Below are 14,391 nucleotides of genomic sequence, written 5' to 3' on the forward strand. Positions count from 1 at the left end.
CATGGATGGCCGATGGCGGCGGGCCCACGGAGCAGGACCGGAGCGAGGGCATGCCAAGCCCAGGCGAGGCACCGTACGTCAGGGGCGAAAGCGTTTGGTTACTTGGCGCTTTTCCAAGTGACCCGCTGTAAAAGCGGAACCGTCAGCAGCCGTTACCGCAGAAACGGATACGTACCCGATCGCAATAGAACCCCTGGATCAGCTCGGCAACCAACCCTCAGCCCAATAATTCAGGTTGTTACCCCGCAACATATAGTCGCGCAGCACTTCCTCACGCAGCGCGTCGCCCATGCGATAACTCGCGTCCGGGTCAGCCAGGTGCATACGGATTGCCTCAAGCCATTCTTCGGTACTGTTGCTCACCACCTTGGTACACGGCAGGTAACCCCGATAAGCCTCGGTGTCCGTGCAGATCACCGGGTAACCGCACGCGCCATATTCCAACAGGCGCAAGTTGCTCTTGCAGTCGTTGAAGATGTGAAACTCCAACGGCGCCAAAGCCAGATCAAGGTTTAGGCTTGCCAGTTTAGCGGGATAAGCCTGCAGGCCAACGGCGGGATGGAACTCATGCACGAAAGGCTTGAGTGCCGGTGGGCACATACCGAAGAACACCCATTCCACTTCATCCGCCAGCAGGCGAACGACATCGGCAATGATCGCCAGATCCCCATCATGACTGGTCCCCCCACCCCAACCTACTCTCGGCTTACGTGACGTACGTCGCTGGCTGCTCAGACCGGTCCACAGATGCGGAGCGAGCATATTCGGCACCACGCGAATATCGTCATGCATGCCTTTAAGAGCATCGGCCAGCGGCTGGGTCGACACCACTACCCGGTCACACAGCCCAATTGCACGCCGCACGATTTGCTCAACGCCAACGGTGGCCTTGCGCACGTGAGCGTTTTTCTTCGGAACGTCGATGACATAGTCATCGAGCTCAAAGATCCGGAACGCCCGGGAGCTGTTTCTGACCCGCTCCACTTCATTCACTGCGCCCTCACTGTAGCGCCCTTGCAGAATGATGACGTCGGGCGACTGGCGTTCCAGCTCAATGTCCGAAGGTGTATGGAACGCAAGATTACCGAGCACTTGACCCGCAGCTTCCAGCTCGAGAAACGGTTGGGTGACGCGGTAATGACCCACTGCAGTCTCATTGATCGGAATCGCCAGCACCCGCGGCAGCAGGTGACGGGCGAACGGATTCCAGTCGCTCTTGAAACCCGGCTCAAGGCTGAAATTATTGGTGTTGAGGCTCAGGTTGACGTTGTACGCCGGATCTCTTGCGATGATCGGCAGCCAACGCTGATAAAAACGCTTCTGCTCAGACACCAGCTCTGACACCACCGAACCGCTCGGCGCCTCGGCAGTCACCCTGACCGATTCGGCATAGGGCGTCCAGACCACCAGATAGCCCTTCTGCCTGACGCGCAGGCAGAAGTCCGGACCGTTGAGCATGTGGGGAAAGGCATGCTCGTCAAACCCCTGAAGTTCATCGAATACCTGCTTACGGATCAGCAGACATTCAGTGCTCACAGCGCTTAAATTCTGCACCGCCTGCTGGCGCTGCATGTAACCCGTGGTCGTCACCACTTCCCCGCGCCAAGGCACGCCGACAGGGCCACGCATCCCCAAGATCAGGGCCGAACCACCGATACGCCCCTGAGGGCTGACCATTCGGCCACCGACGACTCCCACCTCCGGACGCAAGCCGTGATTCAGCAACTCCCCAAGCCAGAGCCGGTTGACGATCAGGCTATCGGGGCTGAGCAACAGCACATACTCGCCGCGCGCCTGAGCAACGGCGAAGTTCTGCGCCGCAGCCGGGTTATCGGGGTAATCGCAGCGCAGCACGCGCAGTTTTTCGCCGCCCATTTGCGACATGGCGGCCAGCCAGTCCCCCGTTTCGATCGAGGTGCTTGCGTTGTCGACGATCAACAATTCGTAATGAGCATAGGCCGTGTGCTCCAGCACACTTTCGATGCAACGTTGAAGCCGACCGAGCTGATCCTGGGCCACTACCACAATGGACACCAGTGGCTGAACGCCATGCTGATAGTCAATGCGGTTGATCAGCGGCACATTGCCCTGCCGGACCTCGTGTACAGCACCGATACGATCAAGGTGCGCGGTCAGCACACGGGGGTTTTGCTCGGTCACCTGCGGCAGAGCGAGCCATTGCGACAGGCCGAACGAGGACTCGACCAGTACTTGGGCGACATGCTCGATGACATGTGCGCCATGGTTTTCAACGAGCCGCCAAACCAGATCATGTGGGCTGAGTTCACCGAAGTCCGGGTTGAAGCCGCCTGTGTCGACAAAGCGCTGGCGCTGAATGGCCAGTGTCCGCCCGATATAGGGATAACTGCGCAACAGGTCCAGATTGAAATCGGACTTGAAGATCGGCTCGACCGACACATCATTGCGCAAGCCGCCTTCATCGCTGTAGATACACAGCGCGTCGGCACTCTCGACCATTCGCTCGGCCAAAAGCAGCAAGGCCAGTTCATTCAGGCGATCACCGGCCCGTAGAAGATAGAACCAGTCCGCACTGTCCGTCTGCATCAGCAGGCCATTGAGCTGTTCAAGGCCATCGCCCTGCAAGCCCACGCGGATCACATTGCCTGCCTGGGCACCGGTACGCTTTTCACTGGAGAGCACCCGCACCGTTTCAGCGACATAGACCTGCCGTTCGATGCTGTCCAGGGTGACGCCGAGTGCCGCTTCGTCGGCGTCGGCATCAATCACCACAGGAACAATGCGCGGGCGCCATGACCACGACGCAAGGCGCGTGGGCAGCAGGCGCTGCTGGGCCGGATTCAGGGTTCGACAGGCCAACCATTGCTGATACACATCGACAAAGCTGTCACAGTTTTCACCGACCCGTGAACGGATCATGGTCGCGGTAAAGCCCAACGAACGACTCAGGGGCATTTCCTCCCAGTCATACGGTTCACCGAGGGCGGCACTGGCCAGATCGATATAGCGCACATGTCCCGGCGCTGGCGCCGGTTCGCCGCTGCGCACCGCCAGCATTTGGGTCAGCCAACCGAGCTCGACCGCCACGGCCTGTTGGACCTCCAATTGATTGCTCATGCGCGCCGGGTGCAAGCGTTCGAAGCTGAGCACCTGTCCCAATACCGCCAGATTGCCACGACGCAACAGGCAGACAAACAAGGCGAAATCGAGACGGGCGACAAACCCTTCGCCGACCTGGGTCAATGCGGGCAGATACTCCAGCACCTGATGAGTACGCATCAGCGCGCCACTCAAATTGCTGAGGAAGTTCATGGCCGTGCTTTCCAGCACATCCAGCAGGTCTTCACCCTTGAACAGCGTATCTCCCGAGACAAAGCTGGAGTTCTCCAGACGCTCGGGAAGCAGAAGGTAATCGCCGTCGCAATACTGACGCTGAGCAATCACCAGATTCACGTCGTCATGGTCAATGAAACCCTGCACCTGACGGGTAATGCTCTCAGGCAGCAACTGATCGTCATCACAGAGAAGCTTGAGATACTCCCCGGTTGCCTGCTCGGCGCAGACCATCAGATTCCCCTTGAACCCCAGGCGTTGTTCATTGCGCACATAACGCAATGTCACGGTTTGCGGCACCGTGCAGGCCTGGACCAGCTCATGGATTTCGTCGCTGTCGCTGTCGTCACACACGATCACTTCAAGCGACGCATAGGTCTGATTCAGAGCACTCTGCAGCGCTGCCTGAAAGTACAGCGGGCTGTAGGCGGGAATGGCGATGCTGACAAGAGGAGCTGGTTTCACGGCAGGGGAACTCGCGAGCGGCGGGCGCTCACTCTGGAGCGAGTGGAGCAGCCCTGAACCGCTGAAAAATGACGGTTTGCACTCGGGTGTATTGAACCTTCGTGCCCATAGCGCGAAGGCCTTGACTCAGACTTTGTTGAACAACCCCAACTGAGCGATTTTGCTGAACGCCAGTTGTGAGGCCTGCAACATGGTTTGCTGCAAGGTCAGGCGGGTCATCACCGTGGCCGGGTCCGAATCACGGATCGCCCCCTGGGTCTGCGTGTTGGCCATCGTCAGGCTCTGGTTGATATCGGTCTGAGTCGTCAGCGACGCACCGCGACCACCCACGGAGCTGATGCCGGAGGTCAACTGATCAATGCCGCTGGCCAGGTTGCCGATGCCCGAACCAATGGCTGCGTTGAGTTTTTGAATGGCCAGCGGATCGTTGTTGGTCGGCGTCGACAGCGCGGTTTTCAGCTGGTTGACGGTGTCCAGAACATTCTGCGTCTGGTGAGTGTTGACCGTGACAGAGAACTGGTCACCGGCAAGCATCGACGGCGCCGGCACGCCGCTCAGCGTGAAGGCGACACCCGATGCGGTGGCGACGTTGCCCGCCAGAACGCCGCTGGAAACCGGCTTGCTGTTCGCGGTCAGAGGCGCGGCATACAAGTCGAAAGCCGTGGGACTGGTGAACTTGAGAATCGCCTCGCCCTCCGGAAAGCTGGCGTGATAGGCGGCACTGTTGGTGATGCTCGTGTTGGTGACTACTTCGGTAGACAGGTTGCCTGGACTGCGCGACGCATTGAAGCTGTCCGGCTTGGCCGCCAGGGTGAAACTGTAGGCATTGCCGAACACGGTCGCCGGAACGTCGCCAGGCTTCAGGTTGATGTTCAACTTCAGATCAACGCCACGGAAACTGATCGTCTGGGTAGCCGCACCGCCGGTAGAGTTGAACACGCCGTTCCCGCTGACTTCGGACGTGACGTCGGTGCCCAACGAGTCTCTGATTTCCAGCTGTGTGGGGGTCAGGAAATTCACAGTGTAGGGTTCGCCACTGCGGAATTTGGCGTTGTAGGTCACGTCGGAACCTACCTGACCATTGGAAAGCACCACGCGACCGCCATCGACCAGCGCCGTGGGCGAAGTCATTGTGGTCTGCGTGCGACTGGTGTTGATGGCTTGCTGGAACACAGCCCAACCGGTGCTGTTGGTGGCCATCGACTGGGTATCGCCAATCGGCAGGTCCAGCGTGACCTGATCACCGTTATAGCTGTAGGTGCCGTCGGTATTGCGCGAGAACGGAACGGTATCACCCTTGGAACCGGCGAAAATGTATTTGCCATTTTCGTCCTTAGTGTTCATCAGGCTCAACAGCTGCTCTTCGATCTGGCTGAGCTCCGAAGCATTGGCCTGACGGTCGGAATCGGTATAACCGGCGTTGCCGGCACTCAGGGCCAGTTCCTTGGCGCGTTGCAGCACGTTGCCGATACTGGTCATGACCGCTTCAGTCTGGCCAAGCGTGGCTTTGATCGTTGTCATGTTGTTCGAGAACTGATCGAGCATCGAAGCCTGCTGGCCTAATTGCAACAGACGCGAGGCGCCGACCGGATCATCGGCGGCCGTGTTGACGCGAACCAGGCTGCTGGCCTCTTCGCTACTCTTGATTGCGTTGGCGAAGTTCTTCTGGTAATTGGCAGCCGAGGACTCGTAAAACTGGGCGGTAGAAATGCGCATGGGCTACGACTCCTTAAATGCTGTTGATCAGTGTGCTGAAGATTTCCTGCGCAGCCTTGATGATCTGCGAAGAGGCGGTGTAGTACTGCTGATACTTGACCAGGTTGCCGGTTTCCTCATCGAGGTCGACACCCGAAAGCGAGTCGCGCGCACCTTTGGCGTTCGCCAGGATGGCTGAGGTCGCGGCGCTGTCGAGCTTGCCCTGGGCGGCCTTGGAGCCAACGCCTTCGACCAGTTTGCCGTAAGCGTCGTTCAGGGAAATACCTTTGCTGGCGGAGCCGGTGTCCACGGTCTGCGCGGTCTGCAAGCCGGCCAGTGTGGTGCCGTTACGATTGTCCAGGCTGCCCGGCTGACTGAGCGAGACGTTAATTGCCGCGCCGTTGCTCGGGGCACCGGCGAAGGTCATGCTGAAGGTCGCGGTGTACTGAGTGGCAGGCGCAGGCGGGATCGGCGCACCCGTGGCATCCTTGAGCGGAATGCTCAGGTTCAGGGTGTTGCTCTCACCTGGCTTGATGGTGCCGCTGCTGATCAACCCGCCCTTGGCATCCATGAACTGGTAGGTCTGGCTGGTGCCGTCGGCGGACACCGCACCAAATACCACCTTGGTCGGCGTGGAGTTTTTCAGGCCGTTCTGCATCGCGGTGGTGGTCGCCGCGTCGTAGATATCGAACTGGGTGGTCAGGGTCGGTTGACCGCTGGCCGGGATCGTCAGGGTGCCGCTGCCACTGCCGCTCGCTGCAATTGCCGCGCCCAACGGTGCCGCGATGGCCAGACGTTTGGAGTCGGTCATCTCGGTCTTGATGTTGGCGGCCGCGTTGCGGGTCGGGGTAATCTTGAAGGTATCGCCTGCAGCCGCGGTGCCACCGGTAAGCTTCAAGGAGAAACCATCAATCACCGGCGCCGGTGTGGTCGTCGTGCTGAAGCTGCCCACAGACGTATTGTCTGGCAGGCGCTGCACAGTGTAGTCAGTGGCGCTGGTGAACGTCACCTTGTAATCGTTGATGGCCAGCTTGCCAGTGTCTTCGATGCTGACATCGAAATTGCCCGAGCCTACGCTGTTATTGCCGGAGGCGATGCTACGCTGAGCCATCTGCGCGGCACTGTTGATGCTGTTGAACAGGTTCGAGCCGAAGTCACCGTTCTTGTCGATACCCTTGGCCTGAATACTGTTCATCTGATCGGCGACGACCAGCGCCACACGGCCCAGTTCGTTCATGGCCGGGTCCAGCACGGTGCTGCGATAACGCAGCAAGCCGCCGATTTCGCCGCCGGTCATGATCGACGTGATATCGATGGTGCTGGAGCCACGATTGAGCTGCAGCGATAACCGTCCCGGATCGTCTTTGCCCGGCACGACTTCGAGTTTGTTGACGGTGTTACCAATCACCAGCGGCTGGCCGCTGCCCAAGTAGATATCGACATTGCCTTCGCGTTCGACGATCTGCGCGCCGGTAAAGGTCGAGAGCTGGCGTACAGTCTCGTTACGGGCGTCGAGCAGCTCGTTCGGCATGCCGCCAGAGCTGGAAATCTCGGTAATCTTCTGGTTCAACTGCGCCACGGTGGCGGCCAGCTTGTTGACCTGATCGGCCATGTTCGTCAGGTTGCCGTTGATGTTCGCGTTCTGCGCGTTCAACTGGCTGGACACCGAATTGAAACGGTTGCTCAAGGCCTGGGCATCGCTGAGCAGCAATTGGCGGGAAGCATCGTCACCCGGCTTGGCGTTTACGTTCTGCACCGAGGCGAAAAACTTGGTCAGTGCGCCATTGAGGCCGGTGCTGCTGTCCGACAGCAGTTTGTCCAGCGGCGTGACCTGGCCCAGGTACGCGGCCGAATCACTGTTGAGCGAAGTGGTGGTCTGCAACTGAGCATCGAGGTAGCTGTTGTACACCCGGCGTACATCGGCCAGGGTCGTGCCGGTACCGATGTAGACATTGCCGAACTGCTGCGAGGCTTTGGTGCCCTGCACGGTCTGCTGACGCGAGTAACCCGCGGTATCGACGTTGGCGATGTTGTTACCCGTAGTCATCAACGACGATTGGCCAGCGGCCAGACCCGACATCCCGATATTGAGCAAACTCATGGTTCAGACCTTATGCCTTGTGCCTATAAAGGCGTAGTGGAAGCGCCCGCCGCAGCGTAGTTCTGGTAACTCGTCATCTGCTTGGCTATCTGCGAAATCTTGCTTGCGTAGTTTGGGTCGGTTGCGTAACCGGCCTTTTGCAACTCGCGTACAAACTGTTCCGGGTTATCGGCCGACTTCACAACATCTTGATAGCGATTGTTGGTTTGCAGCAGCGTCACAAGGTCATGGAAGCTGTCCTTGTAAGAGGCGTAGGAACGGAACTCAGCCGTCTCCTTGACCCTCTCGCCATTCCTGAATTCGCTGGTGATTGCCCGCGCCGATTCGCCCTTCCAACTGCTGCTGGCCTTGATGCCGAACAGGTTATGGCTGCTGCTGCCATCCTGGGCGCGCATGACCGATTTACCCCAACCGGTTTCCAAGGCCGCCTGCGCCACCAAATAACGCGGATCGACACCAATGCGTTCGGCGGCCTCTTTGGCCATTGGCAACATGGTGTTGACGAATTCGTCGGCGGAACTGAACGCTTTCTTCGCCGGTGCCAGGGGTATTTGAGCCATGGCACGACCATAAACCTGCAGGCGCCCGCTGGATGTCGCATCCGCTTGCGAAGCCAGCCAATCGCCGTTGTACAGGGGACCGGAACCGGTCCTGGTACTCTGCGGCATTTGGATTTTGTTCTGCGCCGCCATGGCGGTCGCGGCAGTGGTCGATGCCGACGGCACCAACCCTGCGAGCAAGCGGTCGGCCAGTTTCGGCGGCAGCGCCAGACGCCGCTGGTTGATCAGCGCCATATCATTGTGATGAGCGCCCTCGCCCGCATTGGCCGGCGACTTCACCGAGCGCGAAGCCCACAACGGACGCTCGCCATTGAGGCGCGACAGCGGCCCGTTGGTGGCGACCGTACCGGCGGCAATCGGCGTTTCCACGGCGGCTTTCGCGGCAGCTTGCTTGGCGGCTGACGCGGCAGCGGCCTCGCCGGGGGCCAACGGTTTATTCTTCGACATTTGACGCATCAGCACGTCGGCCAACCCGATACCACCGCCCTCACGGGACATGGAAACGGCCAACTGCTGGTCGTACATCTCCTGGTATTGCTTGGCTGCCGGCGTATTGAGCGGATTGTCCTGGCCCAGCGTTTCAGTGGCCGAGCGCATGGACTTGAGCATTTCACCGAGGAACAGCGACTCGAATTCCTGCGCAACTTTGCGCATGTTCGCGTCACTGTCCTTGTCGCCGACCTTGAGCTGGTTCAAGCGATTCAAGTCCGAATAGGAGCCCGAATCGCTGCTGCCGACACCCAAACCGCCCTTGCGCATATCCATGGTCGTCGTCCTCAGATCACGATCAGGTCGGCTTGCAATGCGCCAGCCTGCTTCAGTGCTTCGAGGATGGCCATCAAGTCACCCGGTGCCGCGCCGACCTGGTTCACCGCACGCACGATTTCGTCGAGGGTGGTGCCCGGACCGAACTTGAACATCGGCTTGGCTTCCTGCTGGGCGTTGACCCGCGAGCGCGGCACGACGGCCGTCTGACCATTGGACAGAGGGCCGGGCTGGCTGACGATCGGGTCTTCGGTGATGGTCACCGTCAGGCTGCCGTGGGTCACGGCGGCCGGGGAAACCTTGACGTTCTGGCCGATCACAATGGTGCCGGTACGGGAGTTGATGATGACTTTCGCCACCGCCTGACCCGGGTCAACTTCGAGGTTCTCGATGATCGACAAGTAGTCGACGCGCTGGCTCGGATCGAGTGGTGCGCTGACACGAATCGAGCCGCCGTCGATGGCCTGGGCAACGCCAGGGCCGAGCATGTTATTGATCTTGTCGACGATGCGCTTGGCCGTGGTGAAGTCCGAACGATTGAGGTTCAGGGTCAGGCTATTGCCCTGGTTGAAACCGCTCGGCACCGAACGCTCAACCGATGCACCGCCCGGGATACGACCGGCCGACGGAACGTTGACGGTGATTTTCGAACCATCGCGACCTTCGGCATCAAAACCGCCGACCACCAGGTTGCCCTGAGCGATCGCGTAGACATTGCCGTCGATACCCTTGAGCGGCGTCAGCAGCAAGGTGCCGCCGCGCAGGCTCTTGGAGTTACCGATGGACGCTACGGTAATGTCGACCTGCTGGCCCGGCTTGGCAAACGCCGGCAAGTCGGCACTGATCGACACGGCTGCGACGTTCTTCAACTGCACGTTGCCTGAACCCGGCGGCACCTTGATGCCGAACTGCGAGAGCATGTTGTTGAACGTCTGCAGGGTGAACGGCGTCTGCGTCGTCTGGTCACCGGTACCATTAAGCCCGACCACCAGGCCGTAACCGATCAGTTGGTTGGAACGCACGCCGGAAATACTGGCGATGTCCTTCAGCCGCTCGGCTTGGGCGTTGAAGGCTGCGGACAGCAACAGGGCGGCCACCATCAGGTGTTTGAAGTTCAACGTAGCCACCTAGAAAGGGAACAGCGGGCTGAGGAAGAAACGGTCGAACCAGCCTGGCTGACTCGCATCGGCAAACGCACCGGTGCCCGAATAGGTGATACGCGCATCGGCGACGCGGGTCGACGAAACGGTGTTATCCGTAGCGATGTCATCGGCCCGAACAAGCCCTGCAATCCGTACCAGCTCATCGCCGGTATTGAGGGTCAGCCACTTCTCGCCGCGCACGGCGATGATGCCGTTGGGCAACACGTCCGCGACGGTCACGGTGATCGAACCGGTCAGGCTGTTGCTCTGGCCGGACTTGCTATCGCCCTTGGTCGCACGGTCGCCTTCGTAACCGACGTCCAGACTCAGGCTACCGCTGCCCACTGGATCACTGGTGCTCAGGCCACCCCCGAAAAACGAGCTCAGGCCGATGTCGGTCTTGCTGTTCTTGGCGGTTTGCGAGTTAGCGTTCTTGCTGGCCTGGGTGCGTTCGTTCAGGGTGATGGTGATGATGTCACCGACCCGGAACGCCTTGCGGTCGCTGTACAGGTTCTGTTCGAAACCGGCCTGGTAGATCGAGCCGTTATTGGCGGCAGCCGGCAACGGTGTGCGCGGCAACACCGGGGCGTAGTAAGGGTCATTGGGCTTGGGCGGTGGGGCAACGCAGCCCGCGAGCACGACGGCCCCACTCAGTGCCAGAACAGATACAAAGCGATTCATGACCCTACCTCACGGTGTTGCAGGCGACCTCATGGCGGCCTCATAGACTTGATTACAGATTCTGCGTTACGAACGAGAGCATCTGGTCGGCGGTCGAGATCACCTTGGAGTTCATCTCGTAAGCGCGCTGAGTGGTGATCATGTTGACCATCTCCTCAACGGTGCTGACGTTGGACGTTTCCAGGGTGTTCTGCAGCGTGGTGCCGAAACCGGCCAGGCCTGGGGTACCGACTTGCGGCGCGCCGCTGGCAGCGGTTTCCAGGAACAGGTTGTTGCCCACGGCCTGCAGACCGGCCGGGTTGATGAAGTCGGCGGTTTGCAGGTTGCCGATCACCTGGGATGCCGGGTTGCCGGTAACGGTGATGGACACGGTGCCGTCGCGACCGACCGTGAAGGTCTGGGCATCGTTGGGGATGACAATGGCCGGTTCCAGGGCAAAGCCGCTGGCGTTGACGATCTGACCGTTGGAATCCAGGTGGAACGTACCGTCACGGGTGTAGGACGTGGTGCCGTCCGGCTGCAGAATCTGGAAGAAACCGCGACCGTCGATGGCCATGTCCAACGGCTGCTCGGTGGTTTGCAGGCTGCCGGCGGTGAAGTTTTTCTGGGTGCCGACGATGCGCACACCGGTACCCAATTGCAGACCCGACGGCAGTTCACTGTCCTGGGTCGACTGGGCGCCTGGCTGGCGCTTGATCTGGTAGAGCAAGTCCTGGAACTCGGCTCGGTCACGTTTGAAACCCGTGGTCGACACGTTGGCCAGGTTGTTGGAAACGGTCGTCAGGTTGGTGTCCTGGGCGGACAGACCTGTTTTGGCAACCCATAGAGCCGGAAGCATTCGATTCTCCTCGTGCGCCTGTTTTACGGCGCGACGTTCTGATAATTAGCTGATCTGCAAGACCCGAGCCATGGCCTGGTCATCGTCTTTGGCGGTGTTCATCATCTTGATGTGCAGCTCGAACTGCTTGGCCAGGGCCAGCACCGAGGTCATTTCTTCCACGGCATTGACGTTGCTCGACTCGAGAAAGCCGGACACCAGCTTGACGTTGGCATCGGCTTGCGCCGGCTTGCCGTCCTTGGTGTGGATCGAACCGTCCAGGCCTTTGGTCATGTTCTTGAAGTCAGGGTTGACCAGTTTGATGCGGTCGACTTCGGCCATCACGCGAGGACCTTCGCCCATCGCACGAATGCTGATGGTGCCGTCCTCGCCCACTTCGATTTGCTGCTCGGGCGGCACGGCAATCGGCCCGCCATTGCCCATCACCGGCATACCATTGCCGGCCCGCAGCACGCCCAGGGCGTCGACGTTCAGGCTGCCGGTGCGCACGTAGCTTTCGCCGCCGTCAGGGTTCTGCACGGCGATCCATCCGCGGCCTTGCACGGCGACATCGAGGTCGCGACCGGTTTCCACCAGCGCGCCAGGGGAGAAGTCGGTGGCCGGACGCTCGGACAAGGCAAACGCACGCGCCGGAAAGCTGTCACCAAACACCGGCATTGAACGAGCCTGCTCCAGGTCTTTCTGGAAACCGTTGGTAGAGATGTTCGCCAGGTTGTTCGCATGAGCCTTCTGCGCCAGTGCATTCTGGCTGGCGCCGGTCATTGCCACATAAAGGTACTTGTCCACACTCTTTCCTCTGCATGCCGGACGTTTGCCGTCCACTGCTGTACTGCTGAGCGATAAGCAATTTGCAGACCAACTTTTTTCTGGCGGTGCGGGGACCGGCAAACAAAGGGGTTGAGGGGTCCAGAGGGGAAACGGGGATTGTGTCGAAGACGAAAAACCGGCGGTGTTATGCCGCTTGCGGCAAGTGCCGACCTCTTCGGCTCAACACCGTCCCTGTAGTAGCTGTCGAGCACCGCGAGGCTGCTTTCGGCTGCGAAGCAGTCGTGAATCCTGTGCTCGCGTCCATCCAGAAACACCACAGTGTCTGAATTAACGACTGCTTCGCAGCCGAACGCAGCCTCGACAGCGGCTACAGGGACCTAGGTGTTGCCGGGTTCTTTGCCAACCTCGTATTCACGCAGTTTATTGGCAATGGTGGTGTGCGAAACCCCCAACCGCTTGCCCAGTTGCCGACTGCTCGGATGCTCGGAGTACAAGCGCTCAAGCACCGCTTTCTCGAAGCGCCCGACAATCTCGTCCAACCCGCCCTCGAGTGAGAAATCGCCAAGTGGCTGACGCACGCCGTAATCCGGCAGGCGAATATGTTCGGCCTTGACGGTCCCGCCCTCGCACAACGAAACCGCCTGGAACAACACATTTTCCAATTGCCGAACATTGCCCGGCCAGTGGTAATGACTGAGCCGATCCATCGCCGCCGGCGCCAGTTTTGGCAGTGGGCAACCGATCTGCCGACTGGCCTGATCGAGGAAGTGCTCCACCAGTGGCGTCAAACCATCGAGGCATTCGCGCAGTGGCGGGATGTGCAGAGAAAGCACGTTCAAACGGTGATACAAATCCTGGCGAAACTCACCGCGCGCGCACAATTCGGACAGGTCGACCTGTGTTGCGCAGATCACCCGCACATCCAGATAAACCTCTTCATCGCTGCCCACACGACGGAAACAACCGTCCTGCAGGAAACGCAGCAATTTCACCTGCAAACGCGGGCTCATTTCCCCGACGCCATCGAGAAACAGCGTACCGCCCGCTGTCAGTTCCAGCAGCCCGAGTTTGCCTTCTGCCCGCGCCCCTTCGAAAGCACCGGGGCCGTAGCCGAACAGCTCCGTCTCAGCCATGGATTCCGGCAAACCGGCGCAGTTGAGCGCCATCAAGGGTGACTGCCCCCGCGGACTCGCCAGGTGGCAGGCTCGCGCCAGCAACTCTTTACCGGTACCGGTTTCACCTTCTATCAATAGCGGCGCATCCAGCGGCGCCATGCGCCGGGCTTCACGCACCACGGCGGCCATCACCTTCGAGCTTTGGAAAATGCTGTCGAAACCGCGCAGCTCCTGCTTGCGCACGTTATAGATGCGCTCACCGACCCGGTCGGCGCGGTGCAGCGTGAGTACCGCGCCAGCCATGGCTTCGCTGTCGTCATGTTCCGATTGCAGTGGCGCGATATCAGCGAGAAACACGTCGCCCTTGACCTTCACCCGCAGCCCGTTGATCCGCGACTTATTGGCGCGCACCAGTTCCGGCAAGTCGAAATCTTCGGCGTAACGCGACAGCGGAATCCCCGGCACCTCATCCACCCGCACCCCGAGCAACTGCGCCGCTGCGCGGTTGGCCGCGACGATCGAGCCGCCCATGTCGATCGACAGCACCGGAAATTCCAATGCGCCGAGCAAGGCATTGAGCTCCATGTGCCGACGCTCGCTGGGCATCAGACCTACACGCTTGACGCCAAAAACCCCGGCAATCGATTCAAATTTCGGGCGCAAAGCCTGGAACTGAATGTTGATCAGGTTCGGGCAATGCAGGTAGATGGCATTGCCATGCTCACCGCCGACCTCGCCGCGTGCGACGTTGATCCCGTATTCCACCAGCAGGTTAAGAATGTCGCGCAGGATGCCGATGCGGTTCTGGCAGTGAACTTTGATACGCATATAAAGGCCCGAAACAGGAGTGATCGAGGGCCTGAGCCGAGAATTTTCTGCGCAGGCGCCAACTTAGTCGTCAAGATTATGTGACACCTGTGCGCTGTTTCAAACCCGAAAATATCAGTAG

9 protein-coding genes are annotated in these 14,391 nt (G+C 59.9%); all 9 read right to left on the reverse strand.

Annotated elements, in window-relative coordinates; genetic code table 11:
- Nucleotides 1–198: 198 nt before the first annotated feature.
- Nucleotides 199–3,777, reverse strand: coding sequence for a glycosyltransferase (locus QK293_RS21210; RefSeq protein ID WP_282380662.1), 3,579 nt, complete (start codon nt 3,775–3,777; stop codon nt 199–201).
- 126 nt (nt 3,778–3,903) lie between these two features.
- Nucleotides 3,904–5,493, reverse strand: a complete 1,590-nt coding sequence (locus QK293_RS21215; RefSeq protein ID WP_282380664.1) for a flagellar hook-associated protein 3 — start codon at nt 5,491–5,493, stop codon at nt 3,904–3,906.
- 13 nt (nt 5,494–5,506) lie between these two features.
- On the reverse strand, nt 5,507–7,573 hold the full coding sequence (gene flgK / locus QK293_RS21220) for a flagellar hook-associated protein FlgK (RefSeq protein ID WP_282380666.1): 2,067 nt from the start codon (nt 7,571–7,573) through the stop codon (nt 5,507–5,509).
- Nucleotides 7,574–7,596: 23 nt separating this feature from the next.
- Nucleotides 7,597–8,898 (reverse strand): flagellar assembly peptidoglycan hydrolase FlgJ, encoded by a 1,302-nt coding sequence (gene flgJ, locus QK293_RS21225; RefSeq protein ID WP_282380668.1) that lies wholly within the window; start codon nt 8,896–8,898, stop codon nt 7,597–7,599.
- Nucleotides 8,899–8,909: 11 nt separating this feature from the next.
- The gene (locus QK293_RS21230) at nt 8,910–9,998 is read right to left on the reverse strand and encodes a flagellar basal body P-ring protein FlgI (protein WP_282380812.1); all 1,089 of its coding nucleotides are present in this window, start codon (nt 9,996–9,998) and stop codon (nt 8,910–8,912) included.
- Nucleotides 9,999–10,025: 27 nt separating this feature from the next.
- Entirely contained in the window at nt 10,026–10,721 is a 696-nt protein-coding gene (gene flgH, locus QK293_RS21235; protein WP_149418667.1) for a flagellar basal body L-ring protein FlgH, read from the reverse strand.
- A 52-nt stretch (nt 10,722–10,773) separates the two neighbouring features.
- Complete coding sequence (gene flgG, locus QK293_RS21240) at nt 10,774–11,559, reverse strand: flagellar basal-body rod protein FlgG (protein WP_282380678.1); 786 nt, start codon at nt 11,557–11,559, stop codon at nt 10,774–10,776.
- 45 nt (nt 11,560–11,604) lie between these two features.
- The gene (locus QK293_RS21245) at nt 11,605–12,345 is read right to left on the reverse strand and encodes a flagellar basal body rod protein FlgF (RefSeq protein ID WP_282380680.1); all 741 of its coding nucleotides are present in this window, start codon (nt 12,343–12,345) and stop codon (nt 11,605–11,607) included.
- Nucleotides 12,346–12,704: 359 nt separating this feature from the next.
- Entirely contained in the window at nt 12,705–14,270 is a 1,566-nt protein-coding gene (locus tag QK293_RS21250) for a sigma-54-dependent transcriptional regulator (RefSeq protein WP_282380682.1), read from the reverse strand.
- Between the last annotated feature and the right edge of the window lie 121 nt (nt 14,271–14,391).

This window comes from Pseudomonas sp. AL03 (assembly GCF_029960815.1).
In the GTDB taxonomy this organism is placed as follows: Bacteria; Pseudomonadota; Gammaproteobacteria; order Pseudomonadales; family Pseudomonadaceae; genus Aquipseudomonas.